This window comes from Streptomyces sp. NBC_00203 (assembly GCF_045206325.1).
Taxonomy (GTDB): Bacteria; Actinomycetota; Actinomycetes; order Streptomycetales; family Streptomycetaceae; genus Streptomyces; species Streptomyces lutosisoli.
Map to the genome: position 1 here is coordinate 6,681,221 of NZ_CP108126.1, position 18,106 is coordinate 6,699,326.

Sequence of the window (18,106 nt, forward strand, 5' to 3'; positions counted from 1 at the left end):
AAGCAGGACAAGCGGTACGAACCGAAGAACCGGGACTCCACGACGGGGGGCGCGAGATGAACACGCTGCACAGCACCAGCACTAGCGCAGTTGCAGTTGTCACGCGGCTCCACGACGTCACCCGGGGCACGGAGAAGTCCGGTGCCGTGAGCGGGCGGGGGTGCGCTCGCGGCGCCGGGCGTCAGCACACCGCGTACATGACGGTGGTTGACGCACGCACGGGGGAAAACGGTACGGGGGACCGGGCTCACGGGGGAGCCGCGTACGGGGAGGTCACGGGGGAGCGTCGCTCGGTGTCGGAGGCGGAGTTCACCGCCTACGTCCAGGAGCGCCGCGCCTCCCTGTACGCAACCGCCTACCACCTGACCGGTGACCGCTTCGAGGCCGAGGACCTGCTGCAGAGCGCGCTGTTCTCGACGTACAAGGCCTGGGACCGGATCAGCGACAAGGCCGCGGTCGGGGGCTACCTCCGCCGCACCATGACCAATCTGCACATCAGCGCGTGGCGCCGCCGCAAGCTGAACGAGTACCCGACCGAGGAACTGCCGGAGACGCCCGGTGACACGGACGCGATGCGCGGCACCGAGCTGCGCGCCGTGCTGTGGCAGGCGCTGGCCCGGCTGCCCGAACTCCAGCGCACGATGCTGGTCCTCCGTTACTACGAGGGCCGCACCGACCCGGAGATCGCGGAGATCCTCGACATCAGTGTCGGCACGGTGAAGTCGAGCATCTGGCGGTCGTTGCGCCGGATGCGCGAGGACGAGGTCCTCAGCTTCGGCCGTGACGAGGAGGAGTCCTTCGGGGAGCTTGTCGCCTGAAGGTCTGGGGGGAACGGGGAAACAAGGGGAATGCAGTACCAGCAGTACCAGCAGTACAGCTAGTACGGGGGAGCAGTACCGGGGGGAACCAACGGGGTCACGGGGGACTTCGGGGGAGCACGGGGGAAACGAGAAAGGTCCAGGCGGACGGGGGGTCTGCCTGGACCTTTCGCGTTGTCCGCCTACCTGGTTACGCCGCCGTGGTGCGCGGAGCCGCGCGGCGTCCGGCGGCCGCCGCGGTCAGGCGGCCCAGGGCCTCGCCCTTGTCGCAGGGGTGGGCGCCCAGGGAGGCCTGACGGGCCACGATGGAGCGCTCGGCGCGCATCAGGCGCCAGCCGCGGCGTAGCAGGAAGGGCACCGACTTGCGGCCCTCCTTCAGATCCCGCAGGAAGCGGCGGCGGAATGTGGTGACCGGGCCGCGTGACAGGCACAGCGCGTCGGCCAGCACCCCCAACTCGCGGCAGCGCTCGACGATCTCGGCGGCGAAGATGCCCTCCGCGATGAACAGCGGGGTCCGCTCGATGCGCAGCGACTCCGTGCCGGTACGGGCGCTCAGCGAGATGTCGTACACGGGGATGGTCGTACGCCCCGTACGGCACAGCTCCTCGATCGCGGCGACCGCCGTGTCGGCGTCCCAGGACAGCGGGTGGTCCCAGTCGATGTCCGCGCTGTCCTCCACCTGCGGCAGCGTCGGGTCCGTGCCCTCCTTGTAGAAGTCGTCGAGGCGGAGCACGGGCAGCCCGGAATCGGCCGCGAGAAGGGACTTTCCAGAGCCGGAGGGGCCGCAGAGCAGCACCACGCGGGTGGGTATCGGGGGATGGGAACCCAATTCTCTGTACCTTCTGTGAATCGACCTGGTTTCGCCACGCATCGGACGCGTCCAGGACATTATCCCCTCCCCTGGGACTGGCGCTGATATGTCTGTTGACCCGCACAGGCGAATCCGCCGCCCGGACGGCCCTGAAGTCGGGCCGGTTCAACTACTCTGCGTGTCACTCCAGTTGCTCTCGGCTCCCCATGGATCCCAAAGACCCGAAGACCCCGAAGATCCCGAAGACCCCGAAGAGGAAAACCTGATGGCGCGACACGCAGCCCAGCTGACCACCATGGCCCGCACGACCGCGCGTATCGCCGCCGCGGTCGGTGTGGTCGCTGCCGGTGCGGCCGCGGCCGCACCGGCCGTCGCGGACACGGACCCCGTCGTGGACGTCATGCGCACCCGGCCCACCTCGCTGGGCAAGATCGACCCGCAGGCGGGCCTCCAGGCCCTCACCGGCACGGTGGGTTACGTCACCGGTCCGATCGAGGCCCTCAAGCCCAATCCGCTGGCGGGCACCGGGGTCGACCCGCTCGACAACGGCGTCGGCACCCAGCTCGCCGACTTCAAGCCGCTCACCTCGCAGGCGTTGACCGGCCCGGTCGCGCAGGCGCAGTCGATCGGCAGCATTCCGGTGCTGGGGCAGGCGACGGGGCTGCTGCACTGAACCGGACGGTGACATGAGAGAGCCGCGCTCCCCCTGGACGGAGGGGAAGCGCGGCTCTCCCGTGAACGGGGCCCCGGGGACACTGATCGGGGCCCCGAAACCTCAGTAGGACGACCCGGAAGCGCCCAGGGAACCCGTCGGGTGCCAGACCGTCTTCGTCTCGAGGAAGGCCGTGAGGCGCTCGATGCCGGGGGTCTCCGAATAATCCACAGGCTGTGGACGGAGAACGCGCTTCAGGTTGTCGGCCGCCGCGATCTCCAGCTCCTTCGCCAGTACGTCGTCGGCGCCGGCGAGGTCGATCGCGTTGACGTCCTGGTGTGCGGCCAGCGGGGACGCGATCTCCGCCGTTTTGCCGGACAGGACGTTGACGACTCCGCCGGGCAGGTCGGAGGTCGCCAGCACCTCACCGAGGGAGAGCGCCGGGAGCGGGGACTTCTCGCTCGCGATCACGATCACCGTGTTGCCGGTGGCGATCACGGGGGCGATCACCGAGATCAGCCCCAGGAACGACGACTCCTGGGGGGCGAGGACGGTGACGACGCCCGTCGGCTCCGGGGAGGACAGGTTGAAGAACGGGCCCGCGACCGGGTTGCCTCCCCCGACCACCTGGGCGATCTTGTCGGTCCAGCCCGCGTACCAGACCCAGCGGTCGATCGCGGCGTCGACGACAGCGGCAGCCTTGGACTTGGACAGGCCTTCCGCGTCCGCGACCTCCCGTGCGAACTGGTCCTTGCGGCCCTCCAGCATCTCGGCGATGCGGTAGAGGATCTGGCCGCGGTTGTACGCCGTCGCGCCGGACCAGCCGCCGAACGCCTTGCGGGCGGCGACGACCGCGTCACGGGCGTCCTTGCGGGAGGAGAGGGGCGCGTTGGCCAGCCACTTGCCCTTGGAGTCGCTCACCTCGTACACCCGGCCGCTCTCGCTGCGGGGGAACTTGCCCCCGACGTACAGCTTGTAGGTCTTGAAGACGCTCAGACGCTGCTGCTCGGACTTCTCAGACATCGAGGTACGCCTCCAGGCCGTGGCGACCGCCCTCGCGGCCGAAGCCCGACTCCTTGTAACCGCCGAACGGCGAGGTCGGGTCGAACTTGTTGAACGTGTTGGACCAGATGACGCCCGCGCGGAGCTTGCTCGCGACGGCCAGGATCCGGGAGCCCTTCTCGGTCCAGATGCCCGCCGAGAGGCCGTACTGGCTGTTGTTGGCCTTGGCGACGGCCTCGTCCGGCGTACGGAAGCTGAGGACGGACAGCACCGGGCCGAAGATCTCGTCGCGGGCGATGGTGTGTGCCTGGGTGACGTTCGTGAAGAGCGTCGGGGCGAACCAGTAGCCGGAGGAGGGGAGTTCGCAGGCCGGGGACCAGCGCTCGGCGCCCTCGGCCTCGCCCGCCTCGACGAGCGAGGTGATACGGGACAGCTGCTCGGCGGAGTTGATCGCGCCGATGTCCGTGTTCTTGTCGAGCGGGTCGCCGAGGCGGAGGGTCGAGAGCCGCCGCTTGAGCGAGTCCAGCAACTCGTCCTGGATCGACTCCTGTACGAGGAGGCGGCTGCCCGCGCAGCAGACCTGGCCCTGGTTGAAGAAGATCCCGGTGACGATCCCCTCCACCGCCTGGTCGATGGGGGCGTCGTCGAAGACGATGTTCGCGCCCTTGCCGCCGAGTTCGAGGGTGACCTTCTTGTGGGTGCCGGCCACCTGGCGGGCGATCGCCTTGCCGACGGCCGTGGAGCCGGTGAAGGCGACCTTGTTGACGTCGGGGTGCTCGACGAGCGCGGCGCCCGTGTCGCCGTATCCCGGAAGGATGTTGACGACGCCCTTGGGGAGGCCGGCCTGGCGGCAGATGTCCGCGAAGAACAGGGCGGAGAGGGGGGTCGTCTCGGCGGGCTTGAGGACGACCGTGTTGCCGGTGGCCAGGGCCGGGGCGATCTTCCACGCCAGCATCAGCAGGGGGAAGTTCCAGGGGATGACCTGGCCCGCGACGCCGAGGGGCCGCGGGTTGGCACCGAAGCCGGCGTGGTCGAGCTTGTCGGCCCAGCCCGCGTAGTAGAAGAAGTGCGCGGCGACGAGGGGGAGGTCGGCGTCCCTCGTCTCCTTGATGGGCTTGCCGTTGTCCAGGGTCTCCAGGACGGCGAGCTCGCGGGAGCGCTCCTGGATGATCCGGGCGATGCGGAACAGGTACTTGGCGCGCTCGGAGCCGGGCAGCGCCGACCACTTCTCGAAGGCCTTGCGGGCGGCCTTGACGGCGCGGTCGACGTCCTCGGCGCCCGCCTGGGCGACCTCGGAGAGGACCTCTTCGGTGGAGGGGGAGACGGTCTTGAAGACCTTGCCGTCGGCGGCCTCGGTGAACTCGCCGTCGATGAAGAGCCCGTAGGAGGGGGCGATGTCGACGACGGAGCGGGACTCGGGCGCCGGTGCGTACTCAAATGCGGAAGCCATGATGGATCAGTCCACCGTCACGTAGTCGGGGCCGGAGTAGCGGCCGGTGGCCAGCTTCTGACGCTGCATCAGCAGGTCGTTGAGGAGCGAGGACGCGCCGAAGCGGAACCAGTGGTTGTCCAGCCAGTCCTCGCCCGCCGTCTCGTTCACCACGACCAGGAACTTGATGGCGTCCTTGGTGGTGCGGATGCCGCCGGCCGGCTTCACGCCGACCTGGATGCCGGTCTGGGCGCGGAAGTCGCGGACCGCTTCCAGCATGAGGAGCGTGTTGGCCGGGGTCGCGTTGACGGCGACCTTTCCGGTCGAGGTCTTGATGAAGTCCGCACCGGCCAGCATGCCGAGCCAGGAGGCCCGCCGGATGTTGTCGTACGTGGACAGCTCACCGGTCTCGAAGATGACCTTGAGGCGCGCCGCCCCGGAGGCCTGCTTCACGGCGACGATCTCGTCGTACACCTTCATGTAGTTGCCCGCGAGGAACGCCCCGCGGTCGATGACCATGTCGATCTCGTCGGCGCCCGCGGCGACGGCGTCGCGCACGTCGGCCAGCTTCACGTCCAGCGCGGCGCGGCCGGCCGGGAACGCGGTGGCGACGGAGGCGACCTTCACGCCGGAGCCGGCGACGGCGGCCTTGGCGGTGGCGACCATGTCGGGATAGACACAGACCGCGGCCGTGCTGGGCGTCGTGCGGTCGGTCGGGTCCGGGTGGACCGCCTTGGCGCCGAGCGCCCGGACCTTGCCCGGGGTGTCCGCGCCTTCCAGCGTCGTCAGGTCGACCATCGAGATGGCGAGGTCGATGGCGTACGCCTTCGCGGTGGTCTTGATGGAACGGGTACCGAGCGAGGCGGCGCGCGCCTCCAGGCCGACCGCGTCTACGCCGGGAAGCCCGTGGAGGAAGCGGCGCAGCGTGCTGTCGGACGCGGTCACGTCCGTGAGTGCGGGTGCAGCGGGTGCAGTGGTGGGCATGGTCACCAGCCGAGCATATCTACGCGCGTAGCGGCTGTACAGCCCCGGGGGTGGGATGGGTTCTTTGGCTGCGGGTGGGTGGGGGCGCGCCTAAAAGATTGCGCAGTTCCCCGCGCCCCTTAAGGGGCGCGGGGAACTGCGCGAGCAACCCCCACCCACCCGCACCCGACGAACCGGCTCACGGGGTCTGGGGCGGAGCCCCAGAAGGAGCCCGCCGCAGGCGTCCGGCAGAATCGGGGCCATGACCACCCCGGATCACCAGTCACCCGTACCGGACGCCTCGCGACCCGAGTCGAAGGACCGGATCTACCGGTCGCCCGCCGGTATCGCGGGCGGCGCACTGCTGCTCGTCATCGCGGGCTGGCTCGGCATCGACGCGCTGGCCTCGGGGCACGGCCGCACCCCCTGGCTGGCACTCGCCGCGCTGATCCTCGTCGTCCCGCTGGTGTCCGCCTTCACCCTGCGCCCCGCGGTCTACGCGAACGAGGACCGGCTGCGTATCCGCAACCCGTTCCGCGTCATCGTGCTGCCCTGGGGCCAGGTCGCCTCCCTGCGCTCGAGCTACACCAACGAGGTCGTCGACACCTCCGGCAGGAAGTACCAGCTGTGGGCGGTGCCCGTCTCGCTGCGCGCCCGCAAGAAGGTGGCCAAGCAGCAGGCGCGCGGCGCCACGGCGGGCCCGGGCGGCGGCGGCCGCGCGTCCTCGTTCGGCCGTTCGACCCCCGGCTCCGCCGCGTCGACCCGCGCCCAGACCGACCAGATCATGGACGACCTGCGTCACCTGGCCGAGGCCAGGGCCTCCGAGGAGAGCGCGCAGGGCGAGGTCAGTGTGCGATGGGCGTACGAGGTCATGGCGCCCGCGGCCGCGGGAGCGGTCCTGCTGGCCATCCTGCTGGCGGTGGGCTGACCGGGGCCCCTCGCACGATTCCTCGTACGATTCACAGGCTTCTCGGCTAATTAACGGGGGCACCACCACACCTCCCGCCCGCCTGTCTGGGAAGCGACGCATCGATGAGCACGAGTCTTGAGGGGCCGCTGCGGCTGCCCGCCTCCGCCGTTCCCGACGGCTGCCGTTCCTGGGACGGCGAGTCGGCCCGGCGGTGGACACAGGCGCTGCCGCCGCGCTGGGTGCCGATACGCGTCCTGTCGGTCCACCTCCTGAGCGTGCCCCTCGTCGCCTCGGCCTCGGCCTTCCTCTGGCTGTTCGGCGCGGACATGTCCCCGTACCTGGCCGCGCTGCTCGCACTCCATGTGGTGTGGATGATGCAGCTGCCGGAGGTCGTTCTCGTCTCGGCGCCCGCCCTGGCCGTCGTCCTGGCGGCCGAGCGGCCCGGGCTCCCGTGGGCGATTCCGCTGGCTGCGGCGCTGGCCCTGTCCTGGGCGTCCGCCCTCGTACGGCTGCGGTCCAGGACGCGGCAGCGCCACGCGGCCCTGAACGCGGCCGACGGCGTGACCGCCCCGCTGCCGGGCGCGGCCAAGCCGCTGGAGCGCGGGATGTTCCTGCTGTGGGCCGGGCTCCTGCTGGCCGTGCTCGGCGCCGTCGTGCTCGCGCTCTCGGGCCTGCCGGACGCCGCCCAGCACCGGCAGGTCGTGCGGATGGGGGGCTGCTTCGTCCTCGGTCTGGGGCTGACCGTCGTCCTCTCCGGCCTGCTGGGCCGCCGTAGGGCCAGGCTCCTCCGCCGCATGCCCGTGCCCGTGCTGCGCGTACGGATCCGCGACAACGAGGACGTCTGCACGGAGGTGTACGCCGCCGACGACTGGAAGGCACGGCGACCGCTCTTCGTCGTCCCGCTGCGCGAGTCCACCGACGATCACGATCATGACGACGACATGGACGACGAGGAGCTGGAAAGACTCCTCGACGAGCTCGAAGACGACGACCCGGCCCCCGGGCCCCTCCGCGAAGCCCTCCTCTACGGAGTCCCTTACGACAGCGCCGAGGTCCTCGTCGTCAGCGCTGCCGAGGAACCGGGCGAGCCCCCGGTCGTCGAGTGGTCGACCGGAGTCGTGCGGCCCCTCTCGGAGGCGGCCGTGCGCCGTCGTACCGCCAAGGAGAAGGCCCTCGCGGCGCGCGATGCCGCGTACGAGGAGCGGAGTGCGGCGGCGAGCGCGGCGGTGCGGGAGAGTGCCGAGCCGGTACGGCGCTGGCGCGCGGGCTGGCCGGACTGGCTGTCCGCCGCCGCCATCGTCGTGTGGGGCGCGCACTTCTTCTGGGGCGAGACCGGACTGTGGCGGTACGCGATCGGCGTCGCGCTCGGCGCCTTCGGCGTCTGGATGCTGCCCCCATGGGTCGCCTGGCGCATCACCGCGGACGGCGCGGGGCTGTGGTTCAACGGGCTGCGCCGCACGCACCACATCGCCTGGGACCACATACGGATCGTCCAGTGCAAGCGCAACCACCTGAAGATCGACAGCCACCGCGCCACCTTCCCGGAGTGGTCGGCCTTCGGCCCCCGCTGGCCCTGGCTGGAGCGGAAGCTGGGCCTGATCCACCCGTACGAGAAGGCGGCCGCCCAGATCACCGCCATGTGGCAGGACCCGGCGCTGCGGCCGGCCGGCGACAGCGGTGAGCGGGAGCTGGGCCGGCCGTTGTGGCCGGTGGCCGTGGTGGCCGGACTCGGCTGGGTGGCGCTGCTCGTCCTGCTCCCGTAGCCAGGCGGCCGGGGACTGCTCCCGTCGTCAGGGCGCGCTGGGCCACACCAGAAGCATGTACGCGCTGCAGTACGCCGAGCCCAGTACCGCAGCCGTGAGGGCGAGTGTCCGCAGGCGCCGGGAGGCGCGGGCGAGGTGCAGGGCCGCCGGGAGCAGCAGCGGGAAGCCGGGGAGGAGGAAGCGGGCGCGAGGGAAGTACACGCCGCCGCTGCCCAGGACGATCAGGAGCAGGACCCCGGTGAAGACGAGCAGGGGGAGCGGCTGGCGGTCCCACACGGACAGGACGTACAGCGCCATCGACGCGAGCAGGGTCACGGTCACCATCACCAGGAACAGCTCGGGCGTCGAGTCGTCCGCCAGGACCTCCCGCAGCCGGCGCACGGTCTCCACACCGCCGTCCCACTCGTTGTGCCACAGCCGCTGTACGGCGAAGTAGCCGTCCCAGCGGCCCAGGCGCAGGCCCACCCAGCCGACGTAGACGAGCCAGCCCGCCGGGGCGAGGGCGGCGGCCGCGAGGGCGCGTGCCGAGAAGCCGCGGCGGAGGGAGAGCAGGGCCGTCACGGTGACCGCGGCGGCCAGCGCGATGCCCGTCGGGCGGGTCAGCCCCGACACCGCGGCCAGGGAACCCGCCCACAGCCAGCGGCCGGTGAGCACCGCGTACAGCGCCCACGCGGCGAACGCCGTGAACAGGGACTCCGTGTAGCCCATCCACTCGACCAGGCCCACCGGGAGCGCCGCCCACAGGACGGTCAGCAGCACGCCCACACGGCGGCCGTGCAGATGGCTGCCCACCGAGTGGATCCCCCACGCGGCGAGGAACGAGCTCGCGACCGCGATCACCAGGCCCGTCGTCGCCCGGGTGCCCGGCGTCAGCACCGCGACCGCCTTGACCAGGAAGGGATAGAGCGGGAAGAAGGCGAGGTTGTTCGCGTCGTAGGCGGTGCCCAGGCGGTGCGTGTAGCCGTGTTCGGCGATGCCCAGGTACCAGCCCGCGTCCCACTCCGTCGCCAGGATCGGCCAGAGGCCGTGGTGCTGCCGGTGGGCCCACAGGGCGAGCAGCAGCAGGCCGGTGACGCGTACGGCCGCGTAGGCCAGGAGCGCGGGGGCCGCGCGGCGCAGATGGGCCAGGAGTCTGGCGGCGCGGGTGGCGTCCCGCGGCGGGCGCCGGATGTTCGGGACGAGTCCGCCCGGGGCGTTCCGATGTGGGGCGGATGTCGGCCGGGAAGCGGTCGAGGGCACGCGGCAGCTCCTGGGACTCGGTGTGCGCTACCGGTAACCGTTCCTCGGTCACGCGGTCGCGCACGGGAGCGCTGCGTCAACTGCCGTGCGGAAATCACCCGTAAGGGCGGCGGGAAGGGGTTCGCTGCGGGTGGGCCCGTCACTGTCTGCTCGACGGTGACGGGCCCACCCGGGCGGTGCCAGCGGTGTCAGATGCCGGCCGCGGCCGACAGGTCCCGCTTGATCGCCGTCAGCAGCTCGGTGGCCTTCGCGTGGGCCGCCGGGAGGTCGTCGTGCGTGCCCACGGGCACCACGACCTCCAGGTAGCACTTCAGCTTCGGCTCCGTGCCGCTCGGGCGGACGATGACGCGGGCGCCGTCCAGCGTGTAGCGCAGACCGTCCGTCGGCGGGAGCTTGTCCGTGCCCTTGGTCAGGTCCTCGGACTTCGTGATCGCCAGACCCGCGAGCTCGGTGGGCGGCTGTTCGCGCAGCCGCCGCATGGCGTTCGCGATGACCGACAGGTCCTCGACGCGGACCGAGAGCTGGTCGGTGGCGTGCAGGCCGTACTCGACGGCGATGTCGTCGAGGAGGTCCAGGAGCGTGCGCCCCTGCTCCTTGAGTTCGGAGGCGAGCTCGGTGATGAGGAGGGCGGCGGTGATGCCGTCCTTGTCGCGTACGCCGTCCGGGTCGACGCAGTAGCCCAGCGCCTCCTCGTACCCGTACCGCAGACCCTCCACGCGGGCGATCCACTTGAAGCCGGTGAGGGTCTCCTCGTACGGCAGCCCCGCCTTCCCGGCGATCCGGCCGAGCAGGGAGGAGGACACGATCGACTCGGCGAACGTGCCGCGCGCGCCCCGCCGGACCAGGTGCTCGGCGAGCAGCGCGCCGACCTCGTCGCCGCGCAGCATCCGCCAGTCGGCGCCCGCCTTGACGGCCACGGCGCAGCGGTCGGCGTCCGGGTCGTTGGCGATGATCAGGTCCGGGCCGGTCTCGCGGGCCTTCGCGAAGGCGAGGTCCATCGCGCCCGGCTCTTCCGGGTTGGGGAAGGCGACGGTGGGGAAGTCCGGGTCCGGTTCGGCCTGTTCGGCGACGAGGACGGGGGCGGGGAACCCGGCCCGGGCGAAGGCCGCGAGCAGCACGTCCTTGCCGACGCCGTGCATCGCCGTGTAGACGGTGCGGGCGGTGCGGGCGGAGCCCCGCGCCAGCACGGCGTCCGTACGGGCCAGGTAGGCCTCCAGGACGCCCTCGTCGAGGGTGTCCCAGCCGGAGTCCGGGCGGGGTACGTCGGCGAGTGCGCGCACCGCGTCGATCTCCGCCGCGATCTCGGCGTCCGCCGGGGGCACGATCTGCGAACCGTCGCCGAGGTAGACCTTGTAGCCGTTGTCGCGGGGCGGGTTGTGGCTGGCGGTGACCTCCACGCCGGCCGCCGCGCCGAGGTGCCTTATGGCGTAGGCGAGGACGGGGGTGGGGAGCGGGCGGGGGAGTACGGCTGCCCTGAGGCCGGCGCCGGTCATCACGGCCGCGGTGTCGCGGGCGAAGTCCGCGGACTTGTGGCGGGCGTCGTAGCCGATGACGACGAGGCCGTTCGTCTCGCCCTTGCTCTTCAGGTACGCGGCGAGGCCGGCGGCGGCGCGGATGACGACGGAGCGGTTCATGCGCATGGGGCCCGCGCCGAGTTCGCCTCTCAGGCCGGCGGTGCCGAACTGGAGGGTGCCGCTGAAGCGGGCGGCGAGCTCGGGCAGGGCCTCGGCGTCGATGAGCTTGGCGAGTTCGTCACGGGTTTCCGCGTCGGGGTCCTCGGCCAGCCACGCCTTGGCCCGTGCGATGAGTTCGTCCTGCACCTCGGGTGCACCTCTCTCTTCGTTCGTACGTTGCTGTGTACCCGGTTTTCCTCGCCCCCGCCGCCCCTACCCGTCCCATCCCCCAGGGGCTCCGCCCCTTCGACCCCGGGGGTTGTGTTTCGTCTGCGGGCCGGTGGGGGCCGTTCGCGCAGTTCCCCGCGCCCCTAAAAGGGGCGCGGGGAACTGCGCAATCTTTTAGGGGGGTCTGGGGGCGCAGCCCCCAGGGACGGGGCGAGGAAAGTCCTACAGGCGGTCCAGGACCTTGGTCAGGAGTTCGCCCATGCGGGCGGCGGAGTCGCGGCCGGCCTGGAGGACTTCCTCGTGGTTGAGGGGCTCGCCCGTCATGCCGGCGGCGAGGTTGGTGACGAGGGAGATACCGAGCACCTCGGCACCGGCCTCACGCGCGGCGATGGCCTCAAGCGTGGTCGACATCCCGACGAGGTCCGCCCCGATGACCCGCGCCATCCGGATCTCGGCCGGCGTCTCGTAGTGCGGGCCGGGGAACTGCGCGTACACGCCCTCCTCCAGCGACCTGTCGATCTCCTTGCACAGGGCGCGCAGGCGAGGGGAGTAGAGGTCCGTCAGGTCCACGAAGTTCGCGCCGACGATCGGCGACGTGGCCGTCAGGTTGATGTGGTCGCTGATCAGCACCGGCTGCCCGGGGCGCATGCCCTCGCGCAGACCGCCGCAGCCGTTGGTCAGCACGATGGTCTTGCAGCCCGCGGCGACGGCGGTACGCACGCCGTGCGCGACGGCGGCGACCCCGCGGCCCTCGTAGTAGTGGGTGCGGCCCAGGAAGACCAGGGCCCGCTTGTCGCCGATCTTGTACGAGCGGACCTTGCCGCCGTGGCCCTCCACCGCCGGCGGGGGGAACCCGGGCAGCTCGGTGACCTGGAACTCGGCGTCGGGGGAGCCGAGCGCGTCCACGGCCGGCGCCCAGCCGGAGCCCATCACGAGGGCGACGTCGTGGGTCTCGGCGCCCGTGAGTTCGCGCAGGCGCGAGGCGGCGGCGTCGGCGGCGGCGTAGGGGTCGCCCTGGATGTCGTCCGGAAGAAGAGATGCGTTCACGCGCATGAGGGTAGCTGGTCCAGGCCTACGCGCGTAGATGACAGAGCTCACGGTCTTGCGATCGTTGTCTTGTCGTTTCCAACAAAGGGGACCCTTGGTTGGAGACGGAGGATTCCCGGGGCGCCACTGCGCCGGAGATTTCAGCAGGGGCGCTTGCGCAGCTCCATCACATAGTCGTGCGGCGCTCCCGCCGACTCCGCCGCGTCCGCGATCTCACCGAGGTACCGCGCGGAGGGCAGTCCCCCCTCGTACCCGTTGAGTACGTACACCCACGCCGGCTCCTCCCCCTCCAGCGTGTGCACGCGTACGCGCATCCGGCGGTAGATGTCGAGGCCCACACCCTCCCAGCGGTCCATGGAGTCCTCGTCCAGGGGCGCGATGTCGTACAGCGTCACGAAGACCTGGGAGCGCGGTGCCTCGACGATCGTCACGAGCGCGCCCTCCCAGCCCATGTGCTCGCCCCCGAAGGTCAGCCGCCAGCCGTTCAGCCAGCCGGTGGCGCGCAGCGGCGAGTGGGGAGCGCGGCGTGTCATGAGCCGCGGGTCGAGATTGCCGGCGTACGCGGCGTAGAGCGACATGGGGTCGAGGGTACGGCAGCGACACGTACGCCTCTTGCGTAACAGAAGGAGCTCGGATGCACGCGCGGTGCCCCCCTGGGCGGAAGCACCTTGAAGCGTGCGGGACAATGGAGTACGTGACTCGGATCGTGATCATTGGTGGCGGACCCGGCGGGTACGAGGCGGCGCTGGTCGCCGCGCAGCTCGGCGCGGAGGTGACCGTCGTCGACTGCGACGGTCTGGGCGGGGCGTCGGTGCTCACCGACTGCGTGCCGTCGAAGACCCTTATCGCTACGGCCGAGGTGATGACCACCTTCGACTCGTCGTACGAGGAACTGGGGATCATCGTCGCCGACGACACCCCTCCCATGGAGCAGGCCGCCCGGGTGGTCGGGGTCGACCTCGGGAAGGTCAACCGGCGTGTGAAGCGGCTCGCGCTCGCGCAGTCGCACGACATCACGGCCTCCGTGACCCGGGCCGGCGCGCGCGTCCTGCGCGGTCGCGGCCGGCTCGAAGGCATGCAGGGCCTGGACGGCTCGCGCAAGGTCGTCGTTCGGGCCGTGGACGGCACCGAGGAGACTCTCACCGCCGACGCCGTGCTCATCGCGACCGGCGGTCACCCGCGTGAGCTGCCCGACGCGCAGCCCGACGGCGAGCGGATCCTGAACTGGACCCAGGTCTACGACCTCGATGAACTGCCCGAGGAGCTCATCGTCGTCGGTTCCGGTGTCACCGGTGCCGAGTTCGCCGGTGCCTACCAGGCGCTCGGGTCGAAGGTGACCCTCGTCTCGTCCCGCGACCGCGTGCTGCCCGGCGAGGACCCGGACGCCGCCGCCGTCCTGGAGGACGTCTTCCGGCGCCGCGGCATGAACGTCATGGCCCGCTCCCGCGCCGACTCCGCCAAGCGGGTCGGCGACCGCGTCGAGGTCACGCTGTCCGACGGCCGGGTCATCTCCGGTTCGCACTGTCTGATGGCCGTCGGCGCCATCCCGAACAGCAGCGGGATGGGCCTGGAGGAGGCCGGGGTCAAGGTCAGGGACTCCGGTCACATCTGGACCGACAAGGTGTCCAGGACCACCGCTCCGGGTGTGTACGCCGCCGGTGACGTGACCGGTGTCTTCGCCCTCGCGTCCGTCGCGGCGATGCAGGGACGTATCGCCATGTACCACTTCCTGGGCGACGCGGTGGCCCCGCTGAACCTCAAGACGGTCTCCTCGAACGTCTTCACCGACCCCGAGATCGCCACCGTCGGCTACTCGCAGGCCGACGTCGACGCGGGCAAGATCGACGCCCGGGTCGTCAAGCTGCCGCTGCTGCGCAACCCGCGCGCCAAGATGCAGGGCATCCGTGACGGCTTCGTCAAGATCTTCTGCCGCCCCGGCACCGGCATCGTCGTGGGTGGCGTGGTCGTCTCCCCGCGCGCTTCGGAACTGATCCATCCGATCTCGATCGCGGTCGACAACAATCTGACGGTCGAACAGATCGCGAACGCGTTCACCGTGTATCCCTCCCTGTCGGGCTCGATCGCCGAGGTCGCCCGGCAGTTGCACACCCGGAAGGCCACGGGCGAAGGCTGACGGTTTCCGGCGACTCTCCGCTGGTCACAGGGAGTTGTCGACCATTCGTACGGCATAGGCGGCGCGAGTAGGCGCGTATACCACTCCGTGCCCTGCCATGCGAACAACTTCTGTTATTCGGCGCAAACTGCTGAAAGCAGACGGTCGTTGGGGTTACTGTCAGTTTCGTGTTCGCTGCAGAACGTCGCCAATTGATCCTCGAAATGGTGCGAGCGAATGGAGCCGTGTCGCTCCGTGAGCTCGCCCGCGTCGTCCAGACCTCCGAAGTGACCGTACGGCGGGACGTGCGCGCACTGGAGGCAGAAGGACTCCTCGACCGCCGGCATGGCGGTGCGGTATTGCCGGGCGGGTTTACGCGGGAGTCCGGCTTTCCGCAGAAATCGCATCTCGCGACCGCCGAGAAGACGGCCATCGCCGATCTCGCCGCGGGTCTCGTCGAAGAGGGCGAGGCCATTGTGGTGGGGGCGGGCACCACCACGCAGGAGCTGGCTCGCCGGCTCGCGCGGGTGCCCGGGCTGACCGTCGTCACCAACTCCCTTCTGGTGGCACAGGCGCTGGCCCATGCCAACCGGGTCGAAGTCGTGATGACCGGCGGCACCCTGCGCGGTTCCAACTACGCCCTGGTCGGCTCCGGCGCCGAGCAGTCCCTCCAGGGGCTGCGCGTCTCCCGGGCCTTCCTGTCGGGCAGTGGGCTCACCGCCGAGCGCGGGCTCTCCACGTCCAACATGCTGTCGGCCTCGGTCGACCGCGCGTTGGTGCAGGCCGCCGCGGAGGTCGTCGTCCTCGCCGACCACACCAAGCTCGGCACGGACACCATGTTCCAGACGGTGCCGACCGACTTGATCACCCGCCTGGTCACGGACGAGCCACCCCCGCACGACGACCGCGCGGTCACCGAACTGCAGGCCCTGGCGGACCAGGGCGTACAGATCGCGGTGGCCGGGTCATCCGCATCCGGCGGCGCGGGAGGCGATCCCGTCCCGGCGGGGCGCCAGCCACGCCGGGACGTACCGCTCCCCGGGCCGCGCCGCGGCCAGGTGGTACCGGGCGCGGGACCCCAGCTGCGCAGCGCGACGGTCCTGGGCGAACAGCCCCAGGGCGAGCGCGCACGGGTGGCGGACCTCCGCCGCCGCTGAGCGCTCCGCTGGAAATCCGGTGCGTCGTCCGCGGGCCCGTCGTGGCTGGTCGAGCCCGTGCGGCGGAGCCGCATGTCGACACAGCCCCGCGCCCCTTCAGGGCGCTGCTGTACCGCACCGGACTTCGCCGGAGCCGCTGAGGCTCTGTCGTCGTGGCCGCCGACATGTGTCGGGGCGTACAGCGCCCGCCTCGCGCACCCGGCTGCCGCACCACGCGAGGCCCGAACCGTCGCTCGGCGTTCCGCGAGGGGTTGCGCCGGACGTCGGCACGTAGGACGCGTCGCGCCGCGGGGCTCTCCGGGGGCCCGGGCGCCCCCGCTCTCTCCCGCGCGGTCGCGCCCACCATGGCTTTCACCTGTTCTCTCCTGCCTCGCGGCCGCGGTTCACCGTGCCGTCGGGGGCTGCCGAACGGCCTTCCCGGGCTGGGGAAAAGCCGTATCTTGGTCTGGTACGTCCCTTGGCGGGAGCAGCGCCGGGAGAGTGTGCATGGAGATCAGCGGTGCGGACGGGCGCCGCGTGCTGCGGCTCGTCCGGGAGGCCGAAGAGGCCGGATCTGTCGAGGAGTTGCGGGAGCGCGCGCTGCTGGCGCTGATGGAACTGATCCCCTGCGACGCGGGCCAGTGGTACCGGCTCTCGGCCGACTCCCTGACCACGGGCCTCGCCGCCCTCTCCCACCCCGAGGGCTCCTTCCACGAGGACCCGATGGTGATCTACAACCATCCCCTGGACCACCCGCTGACCGAGGTCATGCTCCAGACACCGACCCCCGAGGCCTGGAAGGTCAGCGACGTGGCCGGGGACCGGCAGTGGCAGCGCACCCACTGCTTCAACCTGGACTTCCGGCCCTTCGGGATGCGCCGGCACCTCGTCGCCTCGGGCGGCTCGGACACGACGATCGTCAAGGGGTACGCCCTCGCCCGCGGCGGCAGCGACTTCAACGAGAGGGAACGCGACCTCCTCGGCTTCGCGCAGCTCCAACTCGCGGCGGCGGAACGCCACCTGGCCGAGCGCAAACGCCTGATCGCCCTCTCCGCCGTCGCCCTGGAACTGGTCGGCAGCCAGGGCCGCGGCGTCGCCGCCCTCGACGAGCACGGACACCCGTACGCCCTCAACGCGGCCGCCGCCGCCCTGCTGCCCCTCGTACGCGAGGACCCCCGCGTCACCGGGACCGTGCCCTTCGCCGTACGCCATGTCGAGGTACGGCCCCTCTCCGCGACCGCGCCCGGGCTCCCCACACTCCTGCTGCTCCGCGACCTCGCCCAAGGGCGCGCCGCCGCCCGGCTGTTCGGCGTGACCGAGCAGGAGCACCGGACCCTGGTGCACCTCGACAGCGGCCGTACGGCCACGGAGGCGGCGAACAGGATGGGGCTCTCGGCGGCGACCGTACGCGGCTATATCGCGTCCCTGCACCGGAAGCTGGAGGCCGGGCACACGGCGGCGCTGCTGCGGCGCGGCAGGGACCTGGGGCTGCTCGACGACTGACCGCAGGCAACGGCCCTGACGCGGCCCGCCCCCCGGCACGCGAGGACACGACATGTCGCGACCGGTCAGAATTGACGGATGGTCATCGGCCAGGTCCGGTCGCTTCACTGGGGGCAGGACGTCCCGACCAGGGGCGGTCTGCCAAGGGGGACTCCGATGACCGCGACGCCGTCACGCGCACATACCGTTGCCGAAACCACCGCTTCGGGGGCCACGACAGGCCGCAGGATCATGGCGGTCACGGCGGCGCTCGGCCCGCTGCTGTTCGCCGTGGCCATAGCGCTCGTTCCGTACGGGACCGCCGACTCCAACAAGGAGATGATCAACCAGATCGCCAACCACCGGTCGATCACCGAACTCACCGTCTGGGGCTGGGTACTGGGGACGATCGCCCTCGTGGCCGGCACGGTCGTCGTGGGGCTGCTGGCCATGCGGTACTCGCCGAAGCTCGGGCTGTGGGGGATGCTCCTGCTCGGTACCGGAATGCTGGCGATCTCCGTGACGCCGTCGCTGGACGTGGTCGCGCTCGGCGGGCTCGACAAGGGCGTGAGCCAGTCGGTGCTGGCCAAGATCGGGGACGGCACGTTCGAGCTGCCGGTGGTCGGTGTGCCGACCCTCTACTTCGTGCTCGCGCATGTCGTGGGCGCGATCCTGCTCGGGGTGGCGCTGCTGCGGGGCCGGGTGATCGCACCCTGGGCGGCCTGGGTGCTGATCCTGTCGATGCCGCTCAACGTCGTCGGTTACGCGGGCGGCATCATGCCCGTCACCGTCCTCTCCTTCGTGATGATGGGCATCGCCTTCGGGGTGGCGGGCCTGGTCATCATCCGGCAGGGCACCGGCTGGGTGCGTACCGCATAGCCACGGGGGACGGGGGAAGAA

The 18,106-nt window shown here is 71.1% G+C and carries 15 protein-coding genes and 1 pseudogene; 8 read left to right on the forward strand and 8 right to left on the reverse strand.

Features of this window, described 5'->3' with window-relative positions; all coding sequences use genetic code 11:
• Positions 1-56: 56 nt before the first annotated feature.
• Entirely contained in the window at positions 57-818 is a 762-nt protein-coding gene (locus OG975_RS30040; RefSeq protein WP_381264254.1) for a SigE family RNA polymerase sigma factor, read from the forward strand.
• A 190-nt stretch (positions 819-1,008) separates the two neighbouring features.
• Here the strand turns inward: OG975_RS30040 and OG975_RS30045 are convergent, their stop codons facing one another.
• The gene (locus OG975_RS30045) at positions 1,009-1,647 is read right to left on the reverse strand and encodes a uridine kinase (protein ID WP_406332497.1); all 639 of its coding nucleotides are present in this window, start codon (positions 1,645-1,647) and stop codon (positions 1,009-1,011) included.
• Positions 1,648-1,894: 247 nt separating this feature from the next.
• Here OG975_RS30045 and OG975_RS30050 point away from each other — a divergent pair, with 247 nt between their 5' ends.
• Entirely contained in the window at positions 1,895-2,302 is a 408-nt protein-coding gene (locus tag OG975_RS30050) for a hypothetical protein (protein ID WP_406332498.1), read from the forward strand.
• A gap of 102 nt (positions 2,303-2,404) precedes the next feature.
• Here the strand turns inward: OG975_RS30050 and OG975_RS30055 are convergent, their stop codons facing one another.
• Genes OG975_RS30055 through deoC form a run of 3 tightly spaced genes read right to left on the reverse strand, consistent with a single transcriptional unit; the run spans position 2,405 to position 5,696 of the window.
• Positions 2,405-3,304: an aldehyde dehydrogenase family protein gene (locus tag OG975_RS30055; RefSeq protein WP_406332499.1), complete on the reverse strand. Its 900-nt coding sequence runs from the start codon at positions 3,302-3,304 to the stop codon at positions 2,405-2,407.
• Positions 3,297-4,733 (reverse strand): aldehyde dehydrogenase family protein, encoded by a 1,437-nt coding sequence (locus OG975_RS30060; protein WP_406332500.1) that lies wholly within the window; start codon positions 4,731-4,733, stop codon positions 3,297-3,299. The genes OG975_RS30055 and OG975_RS30060 overlap by 8 nt, the downstream gene beginning before the upstream one ends.
• Before the next feature lie 6 nt (positions 4,734-4,739).
• The gene (gene deoC / locus OG975_RS30065) at positions 4,740-5,696 is read right to left on the reverse strand and encodes a deoxyribose-phosphate aldolase (protein ID WP_406332501.1); all 957 of its coding nucleotides are present in this window, start codon (positions 5,694-5,696) and stop codon (positions 4,740-4,742) included.
• Between the two features lie 241 nt (positions 5,697-5,937).
• Here deoC and OG975_RS30070 point away from each other — a divergent pair, with 241 nt between their 5' ends.
• Entirely contained in the window at positions 5,938-6,603 is a 666-nt protein-coding gene (locus tag OG975_RS30070) for a PH domain-containing protein (protein WP_406332502.1), read from the forward strand.
• 104 nt (positions 6,604-6,707) lie between these two features.
• Positions 6,708-8,348, forward strand: coding sequence for a hypothetical protein (locus OG975_RS30075; RefSeq protein ID WP_406332503.1), 1,641 nt, complete (start codon positions 6,708-6,710; stop codon positions 8,346-8,348).
• A 27-nt stretch (positions 8,349-8,375) separates the two neighbouring features.
• Here the strand turns inward: OG975_RS30075 and OG975_RS30080 are convergent, their stop codons facing one another.
• The 4 genes from OG975_RS30080 to OG975_RS30095 form a co-directional block, all read right to left on the reverse strand.
• Complete coding sequence (locus OG975_RS30080; RefSeq protein ID WP_406332504.1) at positions 8,376-9,587, reverse strand: hypothetical protein; 1,212 nt, start codon at positions 9,585-9,587, stop codon at positions 8,376-8,378.
• Between the two features lie 188 nt (positions 9,588-9,775).
• Positions 9,776-11,407: a phospho-sugar mutase gene (locus OG975_RS30085; RefSeq protein ID WP_406332505.1), complete on the reverse strand. Its 1,632-nt coding sequence runs from the start codon at positions 11,405-11,407 to the stop codon at positions 9,776-9,778.
• A gap of 243 nt (positions 11,408-11,650) precedes the next feature.
• Complete coding sequence (locus tag OG975_RS30090) at positions 11,651-12,475, reverse strand: purine-nucleoside phosphorylase (RefSeq protein ID WP_406332506.1); 825 nt, start codon at positions 12,473-12,475, stop codon at positions 11,651-11,653.
• A gap of 140 nt (positions 12,476-12,615) precedes the next feature.
• Positions 12,616-13,053 (reverse strand): gamma-glutamylcyclotransferase, encoded by a 438-nt coding sequence (locus OG975_RS30095; protein ID WP_406332507.1) that lies wholly within the window; start codon positions 13,051-13,053, stop codon positions 12,616-12,618.
• A gap of 50 nt (positions 13,054-13,103) precedes the next feature.
• Here OG975_RS30095 and OG975_RS30100 point away from each other — a divergent pair.
• From OG975_RS30100 to OG975_RS30115, 4 genes and pseudogenes are all read left to right on the forward strand, one after another.
• A pseudogene (locus tag OG975_RS30100) lies at positions 13,104-14,609 on the forward strand (NAD(P)H-quinone dehydrogenase); the annotation flags it as partial.
• A 167-nt stretch (positions 14,610-14,776) separates the two neighbouring features.
• A complete protein-coding gene (locus OG975_RS30105; protein WP_327431223.1) occupies positions 14,777-15,745 on the forward strand; it encodes a DeoR/GlpR family DNA-binding transcription regulator in 969 nt (322 codons plus the stop codon).
• A gap of 486 nt (positions 15,746-16,231) precedes the next feature.
• On the forward strand, positions 16,232-17,227 hold the full coding sequence (locus OG975_RS30110) for a helix-turn-helix transcriptional regulator (RefSeq protein ID WP_406332508.1): 996 nt from the start codon (positions 16,232-16,234) through the stop codon (positions 17,225-17,227).
• A 156-nt stretch (positions 17,228-17,383) separates the two neighbouring features.
• Positions 17,384-18,085, forward strand: a complete 702-nt coding sequence (locus tag OG975_RS30115; RefSeq protein WP_406332509.1) for a hypothetical protein — start codon at positions 17,384-17,386, stop codon at positions 18,083-18,085.
• Positions 18,086-18,106 lie beyond the last annotated feature (21 nt).